This is a genomic window from Paracoccus sigandri, assembly GCF_003709565.1.
Lineage (GTDB): Bacteria > Pseudomonadota > Alphaproteobacteria > Rhodobacterales > Rhodobacteraceae > Paracoccus > Paracoccus siganidrum.
In genome coordinates this window covers 82208-106845 of record NZ_QNRC01000011.1, presented here as the reverse complement: position 1 = coordinate 106845, position 24638 = coordinate 82208, and the positions used below count along the sequence as shown (strand labels likewise).

The window sequence follows — 24638 nt, the reverse complement described above, 5'->3', positions numbered from 1 at the left end:
GAGGGCTCGCCACGGTGCCGGCCATCGAGGCCGGCGCCGCGGCGGCGGTCGGCCCGGCCTCGATGGCCGGACCGACCGCACCCCCTCACCGGCAGGACGGTTTTCGCAGCGCCCCCGCGCCGGTAGGATGACCCGGCCCGGCACAAGCAACCGCAACAGGATGGACCCAGAAGCCGATGCCCGTCCCGACCGACCGCCCCTCCGCAACCCGCCGCCCGATGAGCCTGGCCACGCAATTCGTGCTGGCCGCCAGCGTGACCCTGGTCAGCGGGATGCTGGTGATCGGCTTCTGGGTCGCCTCGAAGATCGAGCGCGGGGTGATGAACAATGCCGCCGCGATGACCGCGCTTTACGTCGATGCGATCATCGCCCCGGTCCTGCAGGACATCCCCCAAGGCGGCGCGCTGGATCCCGGCACGCGCGCGGCGCTGCAGACGCTGCTGCAGCGGGGCGAATTGCGCAACGAGATCTCGGCCTTCAAGCTGTGGGACCGGCAGGGCCGGATCGTCTACAGCGACAACCCGGCGCTGATCGGCCGGGTCTTCGCCCCCAATGCCGGCCTGTCCGAGGCGCTGGAGGGCCGGGTCCATGCCGATTTCGACCGCCACAGCCACGGCAATGGCGGCGCGGACCCGGCGCAGCCGCTGCTGGAGGTCTACAGCCCGGTCCGCTCTCCGCTGAGCGGCGATCTGGTGGGGGTGGCGGAATTCTATACCGATGCCGGCGGCTTCCGGCAGGACCTGGCCGATGCCCGGCGCGAAAGCTGGCTGGTGGTGGGCGGGGTGGCGCTTGGCATGTTCTCGCTGCTCTATGTCGTCTTCGCGCGCGGCAACCGGACGATCCGCCGCCAGCGGCACGCGCTGGACGACCAGATCGCCCAGCTGTCGGCCCTGCTGGAAAAGAACCAGGCCCTGCGGCAGCGGGTGGAACAGGCCAATCACCGCATCGCCCATCTGAACGAACGGAACCTGCGCCGGATCTCGGCCGAGCTGCATGACGGGCCGGCGCAGCTGCTGGCCTTCGCGGCGCTGCACCTGGACCAGCCGCAGACGCCCCGGCAGGAACAGGTCCGCCAGGCCGTCACCGACGCCATGCAGGAGATCCGCTATATCTGCCGCGGCCTCGCCCTGCCCGAGATGGAGGACTGGTCCGTCGCGACCATCGCCCGGCGCCTGGCCTCGATGCATGAAAGCCGCACCGGCACGCCGGTCGCGCTGGACCTGGCCCCCGACCTGCCCGAGCTGCCGCTGGCCGCCAAGAGCTGCATCTATCGCTTCATCCAGGAAACGCTGAACAACAACGCGAAACATGCCGCGGGGGCGGCGCCGAAACTGTTTGTGCGCCTGCGCGATGGCGCTATGGAGATAGAGGTCAGCGACGACGGTCCCGGCTTCCGGCCCGGCGCGGATTGCGACGGGCTGGGCCTTGCCGGGCTGCGCGAGCGCGTGGCCGGGATCAAGGGGGAATTCGAGCTGCACGCGCAGCCGGGCCGCGGCACGCGCGTGGTCATGCGCCTGCCGCCGCGGCCCGAGGGGGAACTGCCATGATACGGGTCCTGATCGTGGACGACCACTCCATCTTCCGGCGCGGGCTGGCCATGGCGCTGGCCGAGGCCGGCGACCTGCAGGTCTGCGGCGAAGGCGGCACGGCGGACGAGGCCGTGGACCTGGCGCAGGAATTGCAGCCCGACGTGGTGCTTCTGGACCTGTCGATGCCGGGCGGCGGGCTGAACGCGCTGCGGCGCATCCACGACCGGCAGCCCGACCTGGCGGTGGCCGTCCTGACCGCCTCCGAGGATGGCGAGGACGTCCTTGAGGCGCTGCGCCACGGCGCGCGCGGCTATGTGCTGAAGGGCGTCGGTAGCCGCAGCCTGATCGAGGCGGTGCGCGACCTGGCGCGCGGCGAGGGCTATGTCGCCCCGACCCTGGCCGCCCGCATCCTGACCGAGATGCGGATCGAGGCGGCGGCCGCCCCCACCCCCGACGCGGCGGCGCCCGCCAGCCTGCTGGCGCAGCTGACCCCGCGCGAGGAGGAGGTGCTGGAACTGGTCGCGGCGGGCTATTCCAACAAGGAAATCGCGCGGCAGAAGGACATGCAGGAAAAGACCGTCAAGCATCACATGTCGCGGATCCTGCAGAAACTGCATGTGCGCAACCGGACCGAGGCCGCCATGGTCCTGCGCCAGGACCAGAAACGCGGCTGAGGACCTAGACCCAAAGACCTACACCCATGGGCAATGGTCCTAGGTCGGTTTTACCTAGAACTTTTGTCGACTATTGAATCCTCCTGTCGGGCTGTCGCGCCGCGATGGCTGCGCCGCACCGGCCGGGGCCGGCCCCTGCGGCAGTCGCGGCCAGACCCGCTTGCGCCAGCGTCCCTGCCGGTTGCGCAGGGCGACACGGCCAAACAACGGCGCCGGCGCGACCGGCGCGGGACAAAGGGAAGGAAACGGGATGAAGAAGTCACTGCTGGCGGGCCTCGGGCTTGCGGTCGCCATGGCCTCGGCCGCGACCGCGGACACGGTCACCATCTATTCCGGCCGGGGCGAGGCGCTGATCGGGCCGCTGATCAAGCAGTTCGAGGCCGAGACCGGCATCACCGCCGAAGTCCGCTATGGCGGCACGTCCGAAATGGCGACGCTGCTGCTGGAAGAGGGCGACAACACCCCCGCCGACGTGTTCTGGGCGCAGGACGCCGGCGCGCTTGGCGCCCTGTCGCCGCAATTCGCCGAGCTTCCGGCCGAGGTGAACGAAACCGTCCTGGAAGTGTTCCGCGACAAGGCCAACAAATGGGTCCCGACCTCGGGCCGGACGCGGGTCCTGACCTATTCGACCGAGCGCGTCGAGGAAGCCGCCCTGCCCGCCACCATCCAGGAGCTGACCGGCGAGGATTACCGCGGCCGCGTCGCCTTCGCGCCGACCAACGGTTCCTTCCAGGCCTTCCTGACCGCCTTCCGCCTGGCCGAGGGCGACGAGGCCGCCAAGGAATGGCTGGACGGCATGGTCGCCAACGAGGCCAAGGTCTATTCCAACAACGGCACCCAGATCGAGGCGATCGCCAATGGCGAGGTCGATTTCGGGCTGGTGAACAACTACTACCTGGGCCGCTATGTCGCGCAGGACGAGGAATTCCCCGTCGCGCAGACCCATTTCGAAGCCGGCAACATCGGCAACCTGGTCCTGGTCGCCGGCGCCGGCATCATCGAGGCCAGCGACAACAAGGAAAACGCGCAGAAATTCATCGACTTCCTGCTGTCGCCCGCGGCCCAGCAATTCATCAGCCTGCAGGGCAACGAATATCCGGTCCGCGAAGGCGTCATCCCCGCGGCGACGCTGGAATCGCTGGAAACCGTCAGCGAGATCAGCCCCGATGTCGACGTGAACGAGCTGGGCGACCTGGAAGGCACGCTGGCGCTGCTGCGCGAGGCCGGCCTGCTGTGACCCGGCCATGACGGCATCGGTCGCATCCTTCATGCGATCCCGGACGGGGGCGGGCCGCAGGCCGCGCCCCCCTCTGCTTCTTGTGCTGCCGGCGCTGGTGGTCGCGATCGGCACCTGCCTGCCCGCCGCCTATCTGCTGCTGCGCGCCTTCGACGCCGATCCCGCGCAGCTGACGGAAATCGTCTTTCGCCAGCGCAACCTCTATCTGCTGCTGAACACGCTGAAGCTGGTCGCGCTGGTGCTGGCGCTGGACACGCTGATCGCGCTGCCGATGGCCTGGCTGCTGACCCGCAGCGACATCCGCGCCAAGGGATTGCTGTCCTATCTGATGGCGCTGCCGCTGGCCGTGCCCGGCTATGTGATGGCCTATGCGCTGCTGGGCCTGTCGGGCTATTACGGCTTTGCGCGGCACTGGTTCGGGGTCTCGCTGCCGGGGATGCAGGGGCTGTGGGGGGCGACGCTGGCGCTGTCGCTCTATACCTTCCCCTATCTGTTCCTGAACCTGCGCGCCGCCTTCATGGGCATGGACCCCGCGTTGGAGGAAACCGCCCGCAGCCTGGGCAAGTCGCGGCTGGCGGTGTTCCGCCATGTCGTGCTGCCGCAGCTGTGGCCGGCTCTGGTGGCAAGCTGGCTGATCGTGGGCCTGTATGTGATCGGCGATTTCGGCGCCATCGCGCTGATGCGCTACGAGGTGTTCAGCTATGCGATCTATACGCAATATGTGGGGGCCTTCGACCGGACCTATGCGGCCTGGCTGTCGCTGATGCTGCTGGCGCTGACGGTCAGCGCGCTGATCGCGCAGCGCGCCGTCACCCGCAACCGGCGGCTGGCGCGGACCGGCACCGGCGCCGCCCGCCGCGCCCGCCCGGTGCCGCTTGGCCGCTGGCGCCCGCTGGCCTGGATCTTCGTCGCGCTGGTCGCGCTGGCCTCGCTGGGGCTGCCGCTGATGGTGCTGGGCCACTGGATGCGGCTGGGCCTGCCGCAGATGGACTGGGCCCAGCTTGGCCGCACCGCGCTTGGCACGCTGATGGTCGCCACGCCCGCCGCGCTTACGGCCGTGGCGCTGGCCCTGCCGGTGGTGTTGCTGGTGCTGCGCTGGCCGCGACGCTGGACGGCGCTGATCGACCGGCTGGCCTATCTGGGCTATGCGACGCCCTCGCTGGCCTTCGCGCTGGCCATGGTGTTCTTCGCGTTGCAGACCGCGCCGTTCCTCTATCAGAGCTTCGCCCTGCTGATCTTCGCCTATGTCATGAGCTTCATGGCCCTGGCGCTTGGCCCGATCCGGCTGGCGCTGCTGCAGATCGGCACCCGGCAGGAAGAGGCCGCCCGCGCCCTGGGCGCCAGCCCGGCCCGCGCCTTCGCCCGCGTCGTGCTGCCCCGGCTGCGCCGGCCGATGGTGGCGGGGGGGCTCTTGGTCTTCATCATGGTGGTGAAGGAGCTGCCGATCACCTACATCCTGGCGCCGACCGGATACGGCACGCTGGCGCTGAACGTCTTCGCCCGCACGAACGAGGGCATGATGCGCGAGGCCGCCCCCTATGCGCTGAGCATCATCCTGTTTTCCAGCCTGTTCGTCGGGCTGATCCTTCGCTACGAAAGCCGCGGCGCGGATGCGCCCGACGAGCGGCCCACCACGGGACCCGATACCGGGCCCAGCACGAGGCAGGCATGACACCCACCCCGCTTCTATCCCTGCGCAACCTGTCGCGCCGCTATCAGCCGGGCGGCCCGGCCGCGGTCCAGGACCTGTCCTTCGACCTGGCGCCGGCCGAGATCCTGGCGCTGATCGGTCCCTCGGGCTGCGGCAAGACCACGACGCTGCGGATGATCGCGGGGTTCGAGGAGCCCGATTCCGGCCGCGTCCTGGTCGAGGGCGCCGATGCCACCCGCATCCCGGCCGAGAAGCGCGGCATCGGCATGGTGTTTCAGGACTATGCGCTGTTTCCGCACATGACCGTGGCGCAGAACGTGCTGTTCGGCGCCCGGCAGAAGGATGCGGCCAGTCTGTCGCGCCATCTGTCGCTGGTCGATCTGCAGGGCTTCGGCGACCGCTATCCCGACCATCTGTCGGGCGGCCAGCAGCAGCGCGTGGCGCTGGCCCGCAGCTTCGCCGCCCAGCCGCGGCTGATCCTGCTGGACGAGCCCTTCTCGAATCTCGACGCCGCGCTGCGCAGCGCCGCCCGCCGAGAGATCCGGCGGCTGCTGAAGGCCACCGGCATCGGCGTGGTCTTCGTCACCCACGACCAGGAAGAGGCGCTGAGCTTCGCCGACCGCGTCGCCGTCATGCGCGACGGGCGGCTGCTGCAGATCGGCCCCGCGGCCGAGGTCTATGACCGCCCCGCCGATGCCTTCGTCGCCGGTTTCCTGGGCCGGACCAACCTGCTGGAGGGCGTCGCCGACGGCGCGGAATGCGCGACCCCGCTTGGCCGGGTGCCGCTGGCGCAGCGGGCCAGCGGGCCGGTGCGGATCTCATTGCGGCCCGAAAGCCTGACGATCAGCCTTGCCGCGCGGGATGCCGATGCCGTCGGCCGGATCACCGGGGTCGAGTTCAAGGGCCACGACATGACCTATTGGGTCGATTGCGGCGGCACCGACATCCAGGTCGACGCGATGCACGGCCCCCGCCTGCCCGAGGGCGCAAGCGTGATGCTGCATGTCACCGGCTCGGGGATGCCGCTGGCGCCACAGGACTGAACCGGGGGACTGAACCGGCCCGCCGCCGTCAGGACAGCTGCTCGATCGCCGCCGACAGCGCCTTGAGGTGCTTTTGCAGCGCCGATCGGGCGGGCAGGCAGTTGCGGGCCAGATCGACCGCCTCGGCCAGCGCCCACAGATCGTCGGGCGGGGCAACGGCGGCGGATTGCGCCAGCCGGTCCAGCCCCTCGCCATCGCCGGCCAGCAGCGCCTCGACCAGTTCCAGCAGCGGCGGCACCGCCGGCGCCAGCCGCTGCCTGATCCCCGCCACGGTCGCGCCATGGTCGCCCTTCGGGTCCAGCAGGAAACCCGCCAGCGCCGCGCGCAGTTGCAGATCGAAAGGTTCCTGCTGCCCGCGTTCCTGGGCCAGCCGGATCGCCTCGGCCAGCGCAGCCTGCATCGCCTTCACCGGCTGCGTCCAGCCGCCCGAGGCGGACAGCGCGGCGATCCGCTGGTGGATGGCGGCGATCAGGTCCAGCCGCTGGACGCTGGCGCCGCAGGCCATGTTCAGCGCGGCAAGGATCGTGACCGCGTCCTTCAGCCCCGCGACATCGGTGGCCGCGCCCCGCAGCCGCAGCGGCAGGCCGAAGCAATCCTGCAGCGCCCGCACCGGCAGCGACAGATTCTCGGCCATCGCGGCGCGCTGGTAGGCCGCGATCGCCTTGTCCAGCCGCCCGCAAGCCAGCCAGGCGTCGCCAAGCGCGCTGGCCACGTCGGAATGCCCGTCCCAGCCGCAAAGGCGCAGGTCCTCCTCGATCGCGGCAAGCCGCGCCAGGGCGGCATCAGGGTCGGCATCCGGGTCGGCCTCGGCCCGCGACCGGATCGACTGCAGGATCGCGATGGCCTCGCCGGGCGAGGCGGGCTCGGGCTCGGCCGCGCCTTGCGCGCCGCCGTTAGAGGCCAGGGCAAAGCCCGGATGGCCATAGCATTGATAGGCCCCCCAGGTGCTGTCCATGAAGCCCGCGCCGGTGCTTGCCGCATGGGTCGCCTCGCGCGCGCGGCGGACGGACTGGCCGAAATTCGTGCCGCCGCACAGTTCGGCGTAAAGCGTCCTGGCGAAATTCAGCGCCGCGCCGTCATCCACCGCCCAGCCGCAGGCCACCACGGCCGAGCAGCCGCTTTCGATCAGCTCGACGGCAAGGCTTGCCGCAAGGCCGGGGCGATCCTGCAAGAGATGCTGGTCGCGCGGGCCGATCTGGCCCAGATAGCAGCAGTTCAGGAACACGAAGTCCGGGGCCGAGGGCAGCTGCGCCAGCAGTTCCGCCTCCAGCACGTCCAGGGGCGGGGCGCCCAGCACGATGCCGGTGCGCGGCGGATCGGCGGGGGTGGGCGCCCAGTCGGCGACGCCATGGCCCGCGACATGGATCACGTCCCAGCTGCGCGAATACATCGCCGAGACGACATCCTGCGGCCGCGCCGCCTCGCCGATCAGCCGCATGACGCTGTATCCGGCCTCCTCCAGCAGCGCGGCCACCGCCTCGGCCTCGCGCTCGGCGCCGGGCAGGGGCGCAAGCGGGCTGCCGCCGCCGCGCGGATCGCCGATGACCAGCGCGAAACGGCCGCCGCCGCGACGCGGCCGGGCGGGGCGCTGCCGCTGGGAAATCAGCTGCCGCAGCACGCCATAGCGGACCGCCGGCGGCTTCGTGGCCATCAGCACGCCCTCGTCGAAGGCGTCCTGGCCGGGGCGGCGGTCGTCCAGCATCTCCCACGGGATCGCGGCGCTGCGCCGGTCCAGCACCAGCCGCAGGTTGCGGTCCTCCAGGCTGTGTTCCTTCAGCTTGGCGGGCCAGAGCAGCTCGAACAGGGTGCGGCCCGGCGACAGGCCGGACACATCCGCAAGGCCGCTTTCCGCCGGGATCTGCGCGATATAGTGGCTGACCAGGCGGCGGCTGGTCGCCACCACCTCGGCCTCGACCCGCGCGCGGCCGTCGACCAGCAGATAGCGCAGCGGCGCGTCGCGCTGCGGCCAAGCAGGATGTGGCAAACCGGGATGATGGCCCGCCGGATCGGGCGAGGTGATCGTGACCTCCATCCACCAGTCGGGATCGATCTCGGGCCCGGTGCGCCGCCAGCCGCCCTGCCCCTGTTCCAGCCGCCCCGCCAGCTCGAAACGTTCCGCCAGGCGCTGGGTCCGGTTGCGGACGGCGTGCCATGCGGTGATCGCGGTCTGCTCGACCCCCTCGATGATCTCGACCTCGCCGAAGCGCAGGCTCTGGCCGGGGCGCGGAGAATCCTCGCCCAGCAGGCGGTTCGCCTGGGCGATGGCGGTCAGGATCGCCGCGACGCTGTCCGAGACCGCGACGACCCCGGCGCCGCAACCCACCAGCACCAGCGAGATCGCCAGCGGCTGCTGCCTGTCCCAGCCCAGCTGCTGGGCGGTATCGGCAAAGGCCATCAGCCCGCTGCGCAGCGTTTCGATCAGCCCGCCCGTCGTCAGGTCCGAGACGACACCCAGCCCGACCGTCACGCCGCCCTTCAGCGCCACCGGCGCTGCCTGCCCGGTCTCGCAATCGGGGGTGATCTGCACGTCCCAGGTCCCGATCAGCCCCGGATGCAACCCGCGCGCATTGCGGCGCGACAGGCGATTGCCCAGCATCCGGTCCAGCGCCGCCTCGGCCCCCATGATCGGATCGCCCAGGTAATGCCCAACCAGGATCGGATAGCGCGCGCGCCTCAGGTCGCCATGCACGACGCGGACCCGGATCGTGTCGGCAAGCTCCTCGTCATCGCTGATGGCGGGCGAGCGCGCGCCCATGGCCAGGGCCAGCATCTGCGGCGGCGACGGGATCATCGGCAGGGGTTCCTCGGCCATCGTCCGGCGCAGAGGCGCGACATCCTCGGCGCCGCGCGGGCGCGGCCGCGTCGGCAGCTGCCGGGTGGTGCCGGTCAGCAGCAATTCGGCGATCGCCGGATGCAGGTAGCGGTCCTTGGCCAGGTCGCCATGTTCCGACCGCGAATACCACGCCTGGACGCCATCGGGGATGCCGGTGGACCACAACACCGTGCCGTCGCCGTCCGAGGTCTTGGACAGCCGCAATTCCGGCCCCTTGCGGCCCTGAACTGTGAAGATCCGGTCGCAGGTCTCGCCCGCGCCGGCCAGGTAGAGGCAGCGCCCCCTGGGAATGCCGGCATCGCCCTTCATCAGGTCCCAGAAGCGGCGCGCCTCGGCCATGGCCTGGGGGTCGGGCGGGGCGGCGCCGGCAAGGTTGGCCCAGGCGGCGGGGTTCAGCATGTCGCGCGGCAGAAGCTGGATCGCCCCCGGCCAGGCCCGCATGATCGCGGCGATGTCGGCCACGCTTTCGCGCGGGCTCAGCGCCGCCGCCGCCTTGATCGTCGTGCCGATCCCCAACAGCGTCAGCGCCATGGCGAGCGATCCGCCATTCGGCGTGCCCAGCATCAGCAGCCGCGAATCGCGGTGGGCCAGGAAGCCCTGCATCAGCTTCGGCGCATGGACGAAGGCCATCCGCGCCACCAGCCCGCCCATGGAATGGGCCACGACATGGACCGGGCGCTGGTCGTCCTCGGCCATCCATCCCTGCATCATCTGGGCCAGATGCGCCCCGGTCCGCTGGATCGGCAGGCGCCAGTCATAGGCCAGCGCCTTGACGGTATGGGTGCGTTCAAGATGGCGGCGCAGCCCGGCGTAATAGGTCTGGATGGTGACGGTCGGGCGGATCCGGGGCCGGGAATAGGCCAGCGCGCGCACCCCGCGCGTGCAGATCCCCGCCGGGTTCAGCCAGACATGCCGGTCGTCCGCGTAAAGATGGCTGCCCGCGATGCCCGGCAGGATCACCGCCAGCGGCGCGCCCCGGCCGCGCAGGATCGCGGGAGCGGCGGGCGCGCGGATCGCCGCGCCGTCCTCGCCCCGCGTGATCTCGGGCGTCTCGGTCTCGCAGAGCCGCTGGGTCGCGGTGCGGGTCCCCGTCGGCAGCCGCAAGGGATCGCGCAGCCCCTGCAGCATGAATTCCGCCGTCGTCTGGTTGGCGAAATAGCTGAAGTGATCGACATGCCGGCCCCGGTCGATCAGCACCGGCGCCATCCGGGCGCGCCGCATCCCGCCATCCATCGAGGCGGTATCGACGACCAGGTCGTTGTCGCGGCCGAAGAACGCGTCAGCGAACCACAGCATCAGCTTGCGCCGGATGCCTGCCGGTTCGCTGTCGCCGCCGATCACCACCAGCCCGTCGGCGCCGCCCCCCGCCTGCTGCCGGTCCAGCAGCCTCAGCAGCGGCGCGTGGTCGGGCGACATGGCGGCGATCCCCGGCAGCGCCTCGGGGTTCTCGGCCGAGGCGGACGCGGCCAGCGCGAAGCGGCGCAGCTGCTCGACCTGCCGGCGATGGTCCTCGCCCAGCCAGACCCCGCCCAGCCGGATCAGGTCGAAGAGCAGGTTCAGCCAGCGGTCCAGCCGCCCGCCCGCCAGGCTGGTGCCGCGCGCCGGGCAGGCCACGCGGACGAAGCGGGTGACGCGGACCCCCCTGCCCGCCAGCGCCGTGCCAAGCGCCTTCAGCGCCTCTTGCCCCGGATCGCCGTCGAAATGCGCCAGGTCGTCGGCGTCGAAGACCGTGTCGCCCACCGCCGCGACCAGCTGCGGGCGCACCAGCAATTCGCCGACCAGCCCGCCCCGGCTGTGGCTGACGACGTGAAGCTGGATCCCCCGGGGCAGGGCCGCCAGCAGCTCCAGCGCGTTCTGCACCGGATCCTCGGTCAGCGTGCGATGTTCGAAGGCGATCACCCGCCCCGGATACATGGCGTGAAGCCGCGCCCAGATGCGCGGCTGGCATTCCGCGATCTTGCCGAAAGAGCCACGCGTGCTGGAGGCCGTGCCGTGGATGAACAAGAGCCAGGGCAGGTCCGCCCCCGGCTTTTCGGGGAAGGCCACCGGCGCCAGCGTGCCGTTCTCGGCCCAGCCGAACAGACCCTTGCCGCCCTGCTGGTCCTCATAGGCGCGTGCGGCGCTGCGGGCATCGCCCTCGACCTGCAGCACCGACAGCCTGGCCAGGCGCCAGTCGCTGAGCCCGCGCGTCGCGACCTGGTGCGGCAGCGGACGAAGCCGCAGCACCTGCGACAGGATCAGCCGATCGCCATCCGCCTGCGAACGGTCGAGGACCGCGCTTGGGCCCAGCAGGTCCTGCACCTCGTCGGCGCGCAGCCACAGCAGCGGGCGTTCGCCCTCCTCGCCCTCGGTATCCAGCTCAAGCTCCAAGAGGTCACCCGCCGCCAGTTCCAGCTCCACCGGCGCGCCCTCGGCCCGTGTCGAGGCGACGCGGACGGCCTCCCGGACCCGGATGCTGACCGGCCCCTCCTGCTCGGCCGCCTCGGCGGGCAGGGTCAGTTTCTCGCCGTGAACCTGGATCTTCATCGCATCGATCCTTTCGCTGCCCGCGATCCGGGCCGGGGTTGAGGGGTCAGCCGCCGCCCGCCTGCGACGTGGAATCCGCGGCGGGCAGGCTGGGGGTGAAGTCCTGTTCGTTCTCGACCCCGTTCAGCAGGAACAGATAGGCCAGCGCGGGGGACATCTGGTGGCCGGGAAAACTTGCGGCGAAGCGGCTGGTCATCCGGGCGCGCTCCGAAAACAGCTGGTGGATCCGGTGCTGGACGAACTGGACCAGCCGGGGATCCTGCATCGAGATCAGGAAGGCATAGGGCTCATAGGACAGATATTCCGCCCCATCCGGCCGGGCGACCCGGCACGGGCCGTTCGCCTTCACCCAAGCGGCCCGCTTGGCCAGGATCAGCTCGCGGTCGCCCATATAGACGCGGTGCCGGTCGTTCGGGGTCGCGCAGAACCAGCTGACCAGATCGTCATGGCTGGGCATGGGACAGAAATGGTAGTCCGGCCATGGCCGTTGCTCGAACGGGTCGGTCTCTCTCTGCTCGGCCGGGCGCAACTCGCAGACCGGATCCTTGAACCTTGCAAGGGCGGCGTGACACTCTTTCGATATGGGAGTCGACAGGATGCAATCCAGTTGCGTAGCGTCCTTGTCAGTCAGCCAAGTCATCCGGTTCTGGAGATCCTGCGACAGTTTCACGCGCTGTTCGGCGCTTACGGCCTCGGTCAGGCGCGTGGCCGCCGCGATCAGTAGTGTCAGTTCATCCTTCAGGCTTATCTTATCTTCCTCCTCGATCAGCCAGCCGGCCGTATTCTCACCTGCCCCTCGCACGGTTCCAGATGTCGCGTTGCCATTCGAAGCGTCGCCCTGCCCGGAGCCCGCGCCATCCTTCGGATCCGGCGGCTCGTATCCGATCCGCAGCAACCGCTCGCGCACCACCGCCTCGCGCCAGCGCAGGTGGCAACGCTCGAACAGGGCGGTCTTCTGCGATGGCAGCATGATCTTGAAATAGTCGATCTCGCACAGCTTGCGCGCGACCTCGCGGGCCGTGGTGTTCTGCACGAAGCCGATGGTGACGCCGCCCATGGACCGGGTCTGGGTTTCCAGGAACGAGACGCCCGAGGCGAAGACGATGGGGGAATAGATCCCGTTGCGGGACCGCTCCTGATCCGAGAAACGCATCGTCACCGCGTCGCAGAGAATGTCGATAGGCTCGGATTGAGCCGCCCTCCTTGGGGTTTCCCCCGTCTGTCCGGTTCCTGCCGCCGTATCCGCAACAGTTCCTTCGGGCTCCCCGTTCCCCGCAGCGCTTTCCTGGGCCCGCGGCTGATCCGGCAGGCGCAGCCGCTCGAAGCGGTCCTTTGCCGTGACCGGAACGACCTTGACCTGGTATTGCGTCGATCCCGCGAAGATGTCGAAGCACAGGTCGGCCAGATAGCCGCTGAAGGGGCGCAGCGAGGCAGGATCGTCGTCCCTGAAGGAGAAGGGCGGCGTGTCGTCGCGAAAGCCGATGGTGACGATGGTGGGTGTTCCGTCCCCCTCCTGCGCCCCCTCCTGCGCCCATGCCCCCGACAGCGGCATCAGCGCCAGCAGCACCGCCGTCGTCGCAGCGTGGGTCGGCAGCTTCGACAGCATCGCGCGCGTCCGCTCGGGCAGGTCGCCGAAGACGCCGGCGGCCAGGAAGGCCAGCACCATCAGCAGCAGATGACCAACCAGATCGAAGCGCCCAGCGCAGTCGCTGTTGCCGATCACCGCAAGGCCGGGGCAATGCTGCGGCGTGGTCAGGGTCGGATCGAAGAAATAGGTGTGCCGCATGGACAGGAACCCCACCGCCAGCGCGCAGAACACCCCATACCACAGCCGCATCGCGGCGCGCTCTCGCAGGTCGGCCGACAGGATGCACAGCGGCACCAGCGCGAACACCACGATGGCCTGGGTCGGATAATACAGCAGGAAGGGCGAGTTGCCCTGAACCAGCAGGCTGCTGAAATGCACCCCGTTCTGCGCCACGAAGAAAGCATGCAGCATGGCCACGCCGACCAGGCCGATCAGCGAGGCGGTCAGGCCCAGGCACATGCAGACCAGGATCTGTGAGACATAGCTGTTGGGGTGCTGCGACCTGTGCGCCTTGGCCCAATCCCCCGTCGTGTCCCACAGATATTGCCGCAACGAGAACGCCGCCAGCAGCGGCAGCCAGGTCAGCGCGGCAAGCGTCAGGGTCTCGACCAGCGCGCTGGCCAGGACGCCATGCAGATTGTCGCGTTCGATATAGAGGTTGATCGGGTCGTGCACGTCGCGCCAGATCGCGGTCGCATAGATGACGAAGACGGCGATGGCGGCGAAGAACAGCCCCGTCTCGGGGCCGGTGCCGGCGGAATCGGGGCGCTCGGTCCGTTCCAGCAGCTGGTAGAGGCTCGGATCGTTCTTCGCCCGCTCATTCGGGTCGTCCAGATCCGGGCTGTTCACGTCGCGTTCCAGGAAAATCGCCAGAATGCCGACAAGGTCGAAGCGCAGATTCCGCGCGGTCTCGATGACTTCGGAAACATGGTCGTTGAAGCGCTGCTTGCGCGTGGGTGTGTCGGGCTCGTCCTCTTTCGGGGGCTTTTCGGACAGCCGGTGCCGGAAATCGTTCAGCAGGGCCTCGGCCTCCTTCACGAAATTCTCCTCTTCCGCGCGCACCTGCTGAGAGACTTCGTGCCCCGGCCAGTTGCCACGCGCGGTCCTGGCCCAGAAGACCAGAAGCTCCAGCTGCGCCAGAAGCGAGATCAGCTCGGCATGGCGCGGCGGCCGCTGCCGGGCGGCCTCGCGCGCCCAGTCATGACCGGCGATCGCCTCCTCCCATTGCTTGCGATAGATCAGAAGACGCTCTTGCAGCTTGCTGCCGGCCCCGGTCTGCCCCGACGAGACCTGTTCCAGCGTCACGATCAGGTTGCGCATCGTCAGCTCCAGCCGGACCGGGATGCCGGCGGCGCGGTAGGCGCGGTCGCGCAGCCAGCCCTCGATCGTCGCGACCGGCGGCAGCATCTGCGAGATCCCCGCCACCGCGAAGGCCAGAAGCAGCGGCCATTGCGGGCTGTCGAAATCCAGCTGGTTCACGTCGATCTCGATCCCCGCGACCTGGGTCATGTTCATCGATTGCAGCATCAGCTGGCCGAAGAATGTCAGCGAGACATAAAGCAAGAGGATCGAGCCGGCATAAATCAGATAGGCCCGGATCAGCGCATTGCGCCCGCCCAGATCGCTGGGGCTGAGATGGGTCAGCGCGCGCGAGGCCGAGACCACCTCGGCCTTCTGGCGAAACCGCTGCCATGCGAAAACCAGGACGAAAATGCAGCCGAAAGCAAAAGCATATAAAAAGCCGGAGGCGAAACTGATTCCCATCATGGGAAGCTGGGCCAGCTCTTCGGCGGTAAGCTGGTTATAGGTCCACAGGGACCCCGGAACCCCGGCAGGCCACGGATTTTCCATGAAACCCCCGAAACGGAAGACAACAACTGGTGACAAGCGCCCCCGGCCGACCGCCCATCCGGAACAGGTCGCGCCGGAGCTGTTTTCAGATCAGCATCGCTGCACATTCGGATTGCACGGCCCGGCCATGGCAAGACCCGAGATACCGGCAAGCGGCATCTGCGTGCAGAGAACGGCAAGCACAAAAACAAGGATTCTCATTTCGATTCTCCATACCGTTAACGCTGATTAACATAACATGAATATCGGACAAATAAATTGATTCGTTTCATTCAGCCGGCTTTTGGAATAAATTGGGTTCTTCCTGCGATATTCACAGCCGCCGCGATTGCTTTATCGAGGGGTTTTCCTGCCGATCTTCCGCCGGCATTCATGAGGCAACCGTGTGAAATCCCTCGGGCCGGAAACAGGCGGCGCGCCAGCGGCTTGACCCGGCAGCGTCACGGCACGGGCGCATTGACCGGAAGCCGCGGCGGGACCAGCACGACCTCTCCCTTCCGGTCCTCGCCGGCGACGAACCATTCGAAGCAGCGGCCGATCAGTTCCTCAACATTCTGGCGCAGCATGATGGTCCGCATCGGCAGGCAGGAGGCGAAGGGATCCCGGTCGAAACAGGCGACGCGGATATCCCTGAAATGCTGCGGATGGTCGCGCGTGCCCTGTGGGGCAACCTGATCCTGCGGATGCGGCGCTAGCGCGGCATCCCTCTTGCTTGAACCGGAAAGGACCGTGACATGGGTGTCAGCAGCTTTGGCGTGCATACCGCGATGGAGAGCTTCATCACCGTCCCGCCGCAGATCGCCGAGGCCCTGTCGGTCTGGCGCGACGTCGCCCCCTCGCGCGAGGAGGTGCTGACCGACGGGCTGGGCTTCCTGAAGATGAAGGCGCGGCAATACGGCCTTGCCTGAAAGGCGCGGGACCCGGCCCGCGCCTTTCGACCGCGCCGCCTAGCGCGCCTCCAGCAATTCCGGCACGGACAGCAGGATGAACTCGTTATGCGCCGCCGCGCCGATCTCGCGGCCGCCCGAGAAGGGCAGGTTGTTGTCGTTGGCGACCATGATATGGGTGTCGTCCACGCGGGCGACGTCCTCGATGGTGAAGAAGGGGAAGCTGAAATTGCCTTCCGCCGGGCGCATCCCCTCCAACGCCTTGCCGTCGGGATCGGCGATGTCCAGAAGGTCGACATGGCCGATCCGGCGCAGATAGCCCTCCTCGTCCACGCTGGCCGTGTCGATCAGCACGACGTTCTTCACGCGGGCCGGATTGGGAAAGCAGTCCGACGGGTCGGCCGCATCCGCCGCGCAGGCCAGCGCCGCATCGCCCTCGCCATTGTCGCGCTCGATCACCAGCGCGCGGCTGTCGTCGATGAAGTTGAAATCGCCGATCGCCGCCGCGCCCTCGGACAGCCGGAAGCGATAGCTGTCGCCGGTCCAGTCGGCGGTGGCGGTGTCGAAGGTCATCACGCGCAGGAAATCGCCCTCGGTCTCGCCGCCCTCGACCAGCAGCGGCTTTTCCAGCATCGCCCACAGCAGGCCGGTGCCGGGCTGCAGGCCCATCCCTTCATAGCCGCCCGATCGCTGGACGCGGAAATCCGTGCCGGGCACGGCAGGAACCACGGTGCCCGGCGTGTCGGGCCCGGTCAGCAACGCGCCATCCAGCAGCGTCGGATGGACCGAGATCACCCGGCCATCGGCGGCGGCGCGCAGGATCCAGGGGCCGAATTCGTCGCCGATCCAGATTTCGCCATCCAGATACTGGATGCTTTCGGGGTCGAAATCGGCGCCGGTCAGATAGCGGCTCTCGGTCCCCTCGTTGGCGATGCGGAACGGCACCTTGCGGTCGGGGTCGCGCAGGAAGACGGTCTCCAGCCGCTCGACCCGGCCGCTGTCGAAATCCGGCGCCATGCGGTGGAAGAACAGCATCGCGTCGGGGCTGTTCAGCTTGCTGCCGAAGCCGTTGTCGGTCAGCGTGAACCAGCTGCCGTCCTCGGCGCGGTTCATCGCGAAGCCCGACATCCCCTGCACCGGCTGGCCGATGAAGGGCAGCGAGATGCCGGTGTCATGCCCGCCATAGGCCGCGCCCACATTGCCCATGACGCTCATCGGCTGGTCGTTGCGGCCCTCGCCGGTGAACTTGCCCGAGATCCACAGGTCGCGCGGCGCATCGGCCGGCGGCGCGACCAGCGTGAAGGCGGGCAGGAAGGCGTGCCCGGCCAGCGTGGCGGGGAACAGCTCCTCGGCGGCGGCGGGGGCGGCGACGATCGCGGCCAGCACGGACAGCGCGACGGGACAAGGGGAACGGCGCATCGAATGCTCCTCTTCGGGGATGAGTGATGCGGGTCTGTTAGCGCCCGTCCCTGACGGTCATGTTGCAGGCGGCTGAAGGTAATGTGACGCCTGTTCCCGCGCCTGTCCGGCCAGCCAGAGGCGCAGGGCGTGCTGGCCCGGCGTCTCGGGCGTGGAATGCAGCCGGGTCAGCCAATAGGATCCCGCCTCGAGCCGCGCGGCGAAGGGCTGGATCAGCCGCCCCGAGGCGATCCAGTGCCCGAACAGCGGCAGCGGCAGCAGGCCGGCGCCCTGCCCGCGCGCCGCCATTTCCGCGATGGCCAGCGAATTGTCGAAGACCGGGCCGCGCAGCGGCGGGCAGATCATGCCCTGCGCCTCGAACCATTGCTTCCATTCCCCGGCCCGATAGGAGCGCAGCAGCGGCGCATGGGCAAGATCCTCGGGCGCGCGCAGCCGCCCCGCCCAGTCCGGCGCGGCCATCACCGTCATCGGCGCCGGCATCAGCGGCGTCGCGGCGATGCCGTGCCAGCTGCCGTCGCCGAAGCGGATCGCCAGGTCCAGCCCCTCGCCCGCCAGGTCGACGCGGTTGTTGTTGGCGCGGATCCGCAGGTCGACCGAGGGGTGGCGACCGTGGAAATCCTCCAGCCGCGGCATCAGCCATTCCGTCGCGAAGCTGCCGACAACGCCCAGGTTGACCGTTTCGCGATATTGCCCGCGGCTGAAGCGGTCCAGCATGTCGGACATGCCGTCGAAGGCGCGGGTCAGCACCGGCACCAGCGCGGCTCCCTCGTCGGTCAGCACCAGCCCGCGCGGCACGCGGCGAAACAGCGCCACGCCAAGCCGTTCCTCCAGCCGCCGGATCTGATGGCTCAGCGCCGCCTGGGTCACGCACAGCTCGACCGCGGCGCGGGTCAGGTTCAGGTGGCGCGCGGCGGCCTCGAAGGCGCGCAGGGCATTCAGGGGAAGCTGCGGACGGTCCATGGAACGATATTAGATTTCGTAATGGCAAAGGTGAAGTAACATCGTTTGAGCCTTTGCCACGCTTGCGTCTATCCATGAATCGCCGGGATTTCTTCCGGCCTGTCCCAGAACCACCAAGGAAAGCATGAAGATGAATCATGGATGCGCAAGCCTCGGCTTGATCGCGGCAAGTCTTTTCGCGCCGCTTCAGGCCATGGCGATGACCGAGGACGAATTCCACGCCATCGCCGACCAGGTCTTCGGGCCGGTGATGGCCGAACATGCCATCCCCGGCATGGCGATCGGGGTGACGATGAACGGCCGGCATTTCGTCCATACCGCCGGGCTGGCCAATCGCGAAACCGGCGCGCCGGTCGAGGCCGGGACGCTGTTCGAACTGGGCTCGATCAGCAAGACCTTCAACGCCACGCTGGCCGCCCTGGCGCAAGAGCGCGGGCTGCTGTCGCTGGAGGACAGGGTGTCGGCGCATCTGCCCGCCCTCGAGGGCAGCGCCTTCGGCGCGCTGGGGCTGATGGATCTTGCGACGCACCAGACCGGCGGCCTGCCGCTGCAGGTCCCCGACGGCCTCTCGACCGATGCGGAGCTGACCGAATGGCTGGCCGGCTGGCAGCCCGCGACCGAGCCGGGCCACGAGCGGTCCTATTCCAATATCAGCGTCGGCTTGCTGGGCCGCATCTCGGGCCGGGCCTTCGGGCAGGGCTATGCCGAGGCGCTGCGGCAGCATCTGCTTGCACCGCTGGGGCTTCGCGACACCCATGTCGATGTCCCGCCCGAGGCCCGGCCGCGCTATGCCTATGGCTATTCCCGCGACGGCGACCGGCCGATCCGCGTCAATCCGGGGATGCTGGATGCCGAGGCCTATGGCATCAAGTCCAGCGCCGCGGACATGCTGCTGTTTCTGGACGCGGCGCTTGGCCATGCCGACCTGCCCGACGACCTGCGCCATGCGATCGCGATCACCCATGCCGGGCGCACCCGCACCGCGCATTTCGACCAGGCCATGATCTGGGAGCGCTACGACTGGCCCGCCGACCGCCAGACGGTGCTGGCGGGCAATGGCGCCGCGATGGTGATGGAGAGCCAGCCGGCCCGGCGGCTGGACACCCCCACCACCGCGGGCGAGGGCGTCCTGCTGGGCAAGACCGGCTCGACCAACGGCTTCGGCGGCTATGCGGCGCTGATACCGGACCGGGATTTCGGCATCGTCGTGCTGGCCAATCGCAACTATCCCGTGCCCGCCCGCGTCGAGGCCAGCCTGCGGATGGCGGAACAACTGCTGGAGGCTGGCGGGCTCTGAACCCGTCAGACGGTTGAGAAAATCTGCATCCCCTTGCCGAGGGCGCGGAAGGTTCCGCCGCGCCTTCGCGCCCCAGCCATCCTTAGGGGCGGCAGGGGGCGCCATTCTCACATGAGTTTCTCTCACGTTCGCTTGAGAAACCATCTTTTGACAGGGCGGCGCTTCCGGGGGAGTCTCGGGGCAGCCGGGATCGATCCGGGCAAGACCACAGGACAGCAGTCGCGGGATGTCCCCGGCGATGGCCCGCAGGCCGCGCCGACCCGGCCCGCATGACCGCCAAGGCGACCCGCGCCGGCCGATATCCCGGCCGGCGCCAGCGCGCGCCGTGACCAAACGGCCCCGCAGAAGGGCCGCCTGCCGCAATTCCTGCGGCCGATGACAAGCCAGAACCTCCAACACGGGAAACGGAACCATGAAGAAACTTCTCAGCCTCGCCACGGCCCTGACGCTGCTGGCCGGCGCCGGCGCGGCCCAGCAGATCACCGTCATGTCCTGGGGCGGCACCTACAGCCAGAGCCAGATCGAGGCCTATCACAAGCCCTTCACCGCCCAGACCGGCATCTCCGTCATCAATGTGGACAGCGACAATCCGGCGATCCCGATCAAGGCGCAGGTCGAGGCGGGCAATGTCACCACCGATGTGGTCGATATCGAATATGCCGACGCGATCCGCCTGTGCGACGAGGGCATGCTGGAAGAAATCGACCCGGCAATCCTGCCGCCCGCCCCGGACGGCACGCCCGCGACCGAGGATTTCCTGCCGCAGGGGCTGAACGACTGCGCGGTGGGCTCGATCGTCTTCTCGACGATCTTCGCCTATGATTCGACCCGCTTCCCGGACGAGGCGCCGCAGAGCATGGCGGATTTCTTCGACATCGAGACATTTCCCGGCAAGCGCGGCTTGAAGAAGGCCCCCAAGGCGCTGCTGGAAATGGCGCTGATGGCCGATGGCGTGCCGGCGGACGAGGTCTATGCGCTGCTGTCGACCGACGAGGGCATCGACCGGGCCTTCGCCAAGCTGGACAGCATAAAGCGGCATGTCGTCTGGTGGGAGACCGGCGCCCAGCCGCCGCAGCTTCTGGCCGATGGCGAGGTGGCGATGACCACCGCCTATAACGGCCGGATCTTCACCGCCGCCGTGTCCGAGGGCAAGCCCTTCGAGATGGTCTGGGACGGGCAGGTCTACGAATACAACCTCTTCGCCATTCCCAGGGGCGCGCCGAACCAGGAGGCCGCGCTGGAATTCATCAAGTTCGCCACCGACACCCAGCGGCTGGCGGACCAGGCGAAATGGATCAGCTATGGCCCCGCCCGGCGATCCTCGGCCGGGCTGGTCGGGCTCTATCAGGACGGCAGGACCGAGATGGGCCCGCATATGCCGACCAGCCCCGAAAACATGCGAAACGCCCTTGCCTCGTCCTATGATTTCTGGGTCGACCGCGAGGCCGAGCTGACGGAGCGCTTCAGCGCCTGGCTTGCCGCCCGCTGACCCCGGATCGGGGCTGGCGCAAGCCTTGCGGGGCGGATACAAGGCGGGCCGCGCCTCGGCCCGCCGTTGCCATCCGGGCAACACGATGTTCCAGTTGCATGGCTGGTCGATCTTTCGCGGAAATCTCATAGTCCGTCGAAAAACCGACGCAACAGAGAGGAACATTCATGCGGGATACTCCTGCCTTCGGCTCGGGAACCCTGGCGCTGCACGCGATCGTGCTGATGATCGTCTGCATCGCCGAGATGATCGGCGTCCTGCGGCTGCCCATCGGCATCGCCGCGATCATCCTGCTGCCGATGCTCTATGCCTTTGCCATGGGGATCGCGCTGAACCCCAACATCACCCGCGCGACGGGCCGGTTCCTGACCCCCGGCGTGCAGAAATTCGCGGGCGGCATGATCACCATCGCGATCACCCCCTTCGTCGCCAAGTTCGGCACCACGGTCGGGCCGCAGATCCAGCCCATCATCGACGCCGGCCCCGCCCTGATCCTGCAAGAGATCGGCAACCTGGGCACCATCGTCGTCGCCTTCCCGATCGCCGTCTTCCTGCTGGGCATGGGGCGCGAGACCGTCGGCGCGGTCTATTCCATCGACCGAGAGCCGAACCTGGCGCTGATCGCCGAGAAATACGGCCTCGACAGCCCCGAGGGCGCCGGCGTCATGGGCGTCTATGCCACCGGCACGCTGATCGGCACCTTCGTCTTCGCGCTGATGCCGCCGCTGATCCATGCGCTCGGCGTCTTCGACATCCGCGCCCTGGCCATGTCCTGCGGCGTCGGCTCGGGCTCGATGCTGGCGGCCTGCACCGGCGCGCTGGTCACGCTGATCCCCGAGCAGAAGGACCTGATCCTGGGCCTTGCCGGCGCCTCGAACGTGCTGACCTATGCGACCGGGCTCTACGTCGGCATGTTCGTCGCCCTGCCGCTGACCGAATGGCTGTTCCGCAAGGCCCGGCCCGAGCTGTACAAACTGGGGTAAGACCATGAGCAAGACCGCTGAAAACCTGCCCCTGGGCAACGAGGAACTGGACGAGCGCCGGATCCGCGTCGGCGAAACCGCGATCCTGCTGCTGATCGCCTGCGTGATCGGGACGATTTCGAACTATGTCTCGACCGGCATCGGCGCCTTCGAGGCGCTGCCGGGGATGGCCATCCTCTATGTCTGCTCGGTCATCGGGCTGATGCTGGCCCGCTTCGTGCCCTTCTACCTGCCGGCGGTGGCCTGGGTGTCGCTGATCGCCATCATCGCGACGATCCCCGGCGTTCCGGGCTCGGAATGGGTGGTGGAACAGGCCGACAAGATCAACTTCCTGTCGCTGGCCACCCCCGCGCTGGCCTATGGCGGCCTGGCGCTGTCGGCCAAGGAGTTCGCCATCGCGCGGAAATCGGGCTGGAAGATCGTCATCGTCGCCATCTGCGTCATGCTGGGCACCTATCTGGGCTCGGTCGTGATCGCCGACCTGGCGCTGAGGTTCTTCTGATGCGCGACCTTCCGGCACCGCTGATCGCCCAGGCGGTCGAATGGCGCAGGCAGCTGCACCGCAATCCCGAACTGGGCTTCCAGGAACACCAGACCGCCGATTTCATCGCCGCAAGGCTGGCGGAATTCGGCTATGAGGTCCGGCGCGGCCTCGGCCGGACCGGGGTGGTCGGCAGCCTGACGAAAGGCAGCGGCAATCGCGCCATCGGCATCCGCGCCGATATCGACGCCCTGCCGATCACCGAGGCCAGCGGCGCCGAATGGGCCTCGGGCAATCCCGGCAAGGCCCATGCCTGCGGCCACGACGGCCATACCGCCGTGGCGCTGGCCGCGGCCCGGCTGCTGGCCGACACCCCCTTCGACGGCACCGTGCGCTTCATCTTCCAGCCCGCCGAGGAAAACGAGGGCGGCGGGCGGGCGATGGTCGAGGATGGCCTGTTTGCCGACTGCCCGGTCGATGCGGTCTATGCGCTGCACAACTGGCCGGGCCTGCCGCCCGGCACGCTGGTCGCGCGCGACCGAGAGATGATGGCGGCCTTCGGCACCTTCGAGATCCGGGTCATCGGCCAGGGCGCGCATGGCGCCATGCCGCATGAGGGGGCGGACACGCTGCTTGCCGTCTCGCAACTGGTATCGGCGCTGCAATCGATCACCTCGCGCAATGTCAGCCCGCTGGCAAGCGCCGTCGTCTCGGTGACCCAGATCCATGGCGGCGACGCCTGGAACGTCCTGCCCGAGACGGCCGTCATCCGCGGCACGACCCGCTGGTTCGATCCGGCCATCGGCGATCTGATCGAGACGCGGCTGCGCAAGCTGGCCGCATCGGTCGCCGACGGTTTCGGCTGCACGGCCGAGATCGTCTATGAACGGCGCTATCCCTCGACCCTGAACACGCCCGAGAACGCCGCCCTGGTGCGCAGGGTGGCGGCGGCGGGCGGGTTTTCGGTCGTCGATGCCCCGCCCAGCATGGCGGCCGAGGATTTCGCCTTCATGCTGAACGAGGTGCCCGGCTGCTATTTCTGGATGGGCGCGGGCCGCGAAACCGGCGACAATCCGGGCCTGCATTCGCCGCGCTTCGACTTCAACGATGCGCTGATCCCGCTGGCCGTCGGCTTCTGGCTGGATCTGGCCCTGGCCGAGCTGCGGGCGCCTTGACACACGTCGGCGGCGGTCCTCATCGTGAGGCGATGACGACCCTCGACCGCCGTGACATCCGCATCTATCTGGCCGTGCATCGCTACGGCTCGATCCGCGCGGCCAGCGACCAGCTTGGACTGGCACCCTCGGTCGTGTCGCGGCAGATCGCCGATCTGGAGGCGCAGCTGGGCGTGACCCTGTTCGAGCGCAGCTCGAAGGGCGTGCGCCTGACCGATGCCGGCAACCTGGTGCTGGAACATGCCCGCCATGTCGTCGAGGAGGCGGGCTTTCTGCAGGAACAGCTGGCCGACCTGCGCGGCATCCAGCAGCGCAACATCCGCATCCATTGCGGCGAGGGATTCCTGGCGGATTTCATCCGCAACGGCCTGGCCGGGTTCATCGCGGACAGCCCGCATGTGCGCTACGAGCTGCTGATCGGCTCGACCGACACGGTCGTCGCGGCGCTGGCCAATGGCGAAAGCGACATCGGCATCGCCTACAACCCACCGGTGACGGGATCGGTGCGCAGCATCGTTTCGGCGGTCCATCCGCTCTGCGTGGTGATGCCGCCCGGCCATCCGCTGGCCGATCTGCGGCAGGTCCGGCTGGCTGATTGCCTGGCCCATCCCCTGGCGCTGCTGCCGCGCGGGCATGGCACCACCGATCTTCTGGCGCGGGTCGCCTCGGACAGCGGGCTGGCGCTGGCGCCGCAGCTGATGACCACCTCGATAGACGCGCTGCGCCGCTTCGTGACCGCCGGGCTGGGGCTTGCCTTCCTGCCCCGCGCCTCGGTCGCCATGGACCTGGCCGAGGGCGCGGCGGTGGTGCGCGAACTGGCCGACCTGGCGCTGCTGGGGGCGACGGCGCATCTGATGGTGCGGGCGCGGCGGCGGCTGCCGGCCTCGGTGGCGCAACTGGCCGGTCACCTGGAACGCAGCATGGCCAGCTTTGCCGATGTTGCGCAGGGTGCAACACCTCGTTCGTGATCCGACCGCTAGCGCCGACCTGCCGGTTGCGGGAATTGTCGGGCATC

Annotated in this window: 17 protein-coding genes; 12 read left to right on the top strand and 5 right to left on the bottom strand. The window is 68.8% G+C overall.

The window, feature by feature from the left end; genetic code table 11:
- The first annotated feature begins 176 nt into the window (after positions 1–176).
- The 5 genes from C9E82_RS12025 (at position 177) to C9E82_RS12005 (ending at position 6134) form a co-directional block, all read left to right on the top strand.
- On the top strand, positions 177–1547 hold the full coding sequence (locus tag C9E82_RS12025; protein WP_119900205.1) for an ATP-binding protein: 1371 nt from the start codon (positions 177–179) through the stop codon (positions 1545–1547).
- Positions 1544–2203, top strand: coding sequence for a response regulator (locus tag C9E82_RS12020; RefSeq protein ID WP_119900204.1), 660 nt, complete (start codon positions 1544–1546; stop codon positions 2201–2203). The genes C9E82_RS12025 and C9E82_RS12020 overlap by 4 nt, the downstream gene beginning before the upstream one ends.
- Before the next feature lie 250 nt (positions 2204–2453).
- Positions 2454–3440 carry an iron ABC transporter substrate-binding protein gene (locus tag C9E82_RS12015; protein ID WP_119900203.1) on the top strand — a complete coding sequence of 329 codons (987 nt, stop codon included), beginning with the start codon at positions 2454–2456 and terminating at the stop codon, positions 3438–3440.
- 82 nt (positions 3441–3522) lie between these two features.
- Positions 3523–5112: an ABC transporter permease gene (locus C9E82_RS12010; protein ID WP_244936019.1), complete on the top strand. Its 1590-nt coding sequence runs from the start codon at positions 3523–3525 to the stop codon at positions 5110–5112.
- Positions 5109–6134, top strand: coding sequence for an ABC transporter ATP-binding protein (locus C9E82_RS12005; protein ID WP_119900201.1), 1026 nt, complete (start codon positions 5109–5111; stop codon positions 6132–6134). The genes C9E82_RS12010 and C9E82_RS12005 overlap by 4 nt, the downstream gene beginning before the upstream one ends.
- Positions 6135–6162: 28 nt before the next feature.
- On the opposite strand, the gene C9E82_RS24500 is transcribed toward C9E82_RS12005, so the two are convergent.
- From C9E82_RS24500 to C9E82_RS25265, 3 genes are all read right to left on the bottom strand, one after another.
- Positions 6163–11493: a DUF7379 domain-containing protein gene (locus C9E82_RS24500; RefSeq protein ID WP_183154070.1), complete on the bottom strand. Its 5331-nt coding sequence runs from the start codon at positions 11491–11493 to the stop codon at positions 6163–6165.
- 46 nt (positions 11494–11539) lie between these two features.
- Positions 11540–14932 carry a type 2 periplasmic-binding domain-containing protein gene (locus tag C9E82_RS11985; RefSeq protein WP_122449283.1) on the bottom strand — a complete coding sequence of 1131 codons (3393 nt, stop codon included), beginning with the start codon at positions 14930–14932 and terminating at the stop codon, positions 11540–11542.
- A gap of 440 nt (positions 14933–15372) precedes the next feature.
- On the bottom strand, positions 15373–15498 hold the full coding sequence (locus C9E82_RS25265; RefSeq protein WP_276312091.1) for a hypothetical protein: 126 nt from the start codon (positions 15496–15498) through the stop codon (positions 15373–15375).
- 168 nt (positions 15499–15666) lie between these two features.
- Between C9E82_RS25265 and C9E82_RS11980 the strand changes: the two genes are divergently transcribed.
- Positions 15667–15840, top strand: coding sequence for a hypothetical protein (locus tag C9E82_RS11980; RefSeq protein ID WP_183154069.1), 174 nt, complete (start codon positions 15667–15669; stop codon positions 15838–15840).
- Between the two features lie 39 nt (positions 15841–15879).
- Here C9E82_RS11980 and C9E82_RS11975 read toward each other — a convergent pair whose 3' ends face one another.
- Entirely contained in the window at positions 15880–17238 is a 1359-nt protein-coding gene (locus tag C9E82_RS11975; RefSeq protein ID WP_119898027.1) for an esterase-like activity of phytase family protein, read from the bottom strand.
- A gap of 57 nt (positions 17239–17295) precedes the next feature.
- Positions 17296–18198: a LysR family transcriptional regulator gene (locus tag C9E82_RS11970; protein ID WP_119898026.1), complete on the bottom strand. Its 903-nt coding sequence runs from the start codon at positions 18196–18198 to the stop codon at positions 17296–17298.
- A gap of 130 nt (positions 18199–18328) precedes the next feature.
- On the opposite strand from C9E82_RS11970, the gene ampC reads away from it, so the two are divergent.
- From ampC to C9E82_RS11940, 6 genes are all read left to right on the top strand, one after another.
- On the top strand, positions 18329–19495 hold the full coding sequence (gene ampC, locus C9E82_RS11965) for a class C beta-lactamase (protein WP_240643520.1): 1167 nt from the start codon (positions 18329–18331) through the stop codon (positions 19493–19495).
- A gap of 412 nt (positions 19496–19907) precedes the next feature.
- The gene (locus tag C9E82_RS11960) at positions 19908–20984 is read left to right on the top strand and encodes an ABC transporter substrate-binding protein (protein ID WP_119898024.1); all 1077 of its coding nucleotides are present in this window, start codon (positions 19908–19910) and stop codon (positions 20982–20984) included.
- Between the two features lie 167 nt (positions 20985–21151).
- The gene (locus C9E82_RS11955) at positions 21152–21967 is read left to right on the top strand and encodes a DUF3100 domain-containing protein (RefSeq protein WP_119898023.1); all 816 of its coding nucleotides are present in this window, start codon (positions 21152–21154) and stop codon (positions 21965–21967) included.
- Positions 21968–21971: 4 nt separating this feature from the next.
- On the top strand, positions 21972–22469 hold the full coding sequence (locus C9E82_RS11950; protein ID WP_119898022.1) for a hypothetical protein: 498 nt from the start codon (positions 21972–21974) through the stop codon (positions 22467–22469).
- The gene (locus C9E82_RS11945; protein ID WP_119898021.1) at positions 22469–23623 is read left to right on the top strand and encodes a M20 aminoacylase family protein; all 1155 of its coding nucleotides are present in this window, start codon (positions 22469–22471) and stop codon (positions 23621–23623) included. Before C9E82_RS11950 ends, C9E82_RS11945 begins: the two co-directional genes overlap by 1 nt.
- Positions 23624–23655: 32 nt before the next feature.
- Positions 23656–24591 (top strand): LysR family transcriptional regulator, encoded by a 936-nt coding sequence (locus C9E82_RS11940; protein ID WP_119898020.1) that lies wholly within the window; start codon positions 23656–23658, stop codon positions 24589–24591.
- Positions 24592–24638 lie beyond the last annotated feature (47 nt).

What these genes read in the sequence shown, in the direction of transcription:
- C9E82_RS12025 (WP_119900205.1), top strand. Translation starts at nt 177, where the DNA reads ATGCCCGTCCCGACCGACCGCCCCTCCGCAACCCGCCGCCCGATGAGC.
- C9E82_RS12020 (WP_119900204.1), top strand. Translation starts at nt 1,544, where the DNA reads ATGATACGGGTCCTGATCGTGGACGACCACTCCATCTTCCGGCGCGGG.
- C9E82_RS12015 (WP_119900203.1), top strand. Translation starts at nt 2,454, where the DNA reads ATGAAGAAGTCACTGCTGGCGGGCCTCGGGCTTGCGGTCGCCATGGCC.
- C9E82_RS12005 (WP_119900201.1), top strand. Translation starts at nt 5,109, where the DNA reads ATGACACCCACCCCGCTTCTATCCCTGCGCAACCTGTCGCGCCGCTAT.
- C9E82_RS24500 (WP_183154070.1), bottom strand. Translation starts at nt 11,493, where the DNA reads ATGAAGATCCAGGTTCACGGCGAGAAACTGACCCTGCCCGCCGAGGCG.
- C9E82_RS11985 (WP_122449283.1), bottom strand. Translation starts at nt 14,932, where the DNA reads ATGGAAAATCCGTGGCCTGCCGGGGTTCCGGGGTCCCTGTGGACCTAT.
- C9E82_RS25265 (WP_276312091.1), bottom strand. Translation starts at nt 15,498, where the DNA reads ATGCTGCGCCAGAATGTTGAGGAACTGATCGGCCGCTGCTTCGAATGG.
- C9E82_RS11980 (WP_183154069.1), top strand. Translation starts at nt 15,667, where the DNA reads ATGGGTGTCAGCAGCTTTGGCGTGCATACCGCGATGGAGAGCTTCATC.
- C9E82_RS11975 (WP_119898027.1), bottom strand. Translation starts at nt 17,238, where the DNA reads ATGCGCCGTTCCCCTTGTCCCGTCGCGCTGTCCGTGCTGGCCGCGATC.
- C9E82_RS11970 (WP_119898026.1), bottom strand. Translation starts at nt 18,198, where the DNA reads ATGGACCGTCCGCAGCTTCCCCTGAATGCCCTGCGCGCCTTCGAGGCC.
- ampC (WP_240643520.1), top strand. Translation starts at nt 18,329, where the DNA reads ATGAATCATGGATGCGCAAGCCTCGGCTTGATCGCGGCAAGTCTTTTC.
- C9E82_RS11960 (WP_119898024.1), top strand. Translation starts at nt 19,908, where the DNA reads ATGAAGAAACTTCTCAGCCTCGCCACGGCCCTGACGCTGCTGGCCGGC.
- C9E82_RS11955 (WP_119898023.1), top strand. Translation starts at nt 21,152, where the DNA reads ATGCGGGATACTCCTGCCTTCGGCTCGGGAACCCTGGCGCTGCACGCG.
- C9E82_RS11950 (WP_119898022.1), top strand. Translation starts at nt 21,972, where the DNA reads ATGAGCAAGACCGCTGAAAACCTGCCCCTGGGCAACGAGGAACTGGAC.
- C9E82_RS11945 (WP_119898021.1), top strand. Translation starts at nt 22,469, where the DNA reads ATGCGCGACCTTCCGGCACCGCTGATCGCCCAGGCGGTCGAATGGCGC.
- C9E82_RS11940 (WP_119898020.1), top strand. Translation starts at nt 23,656, where the DNA reads ATGACGACCCTCGACCGCCGTGACATCCGCATCTATCTGGCCGTGCAT.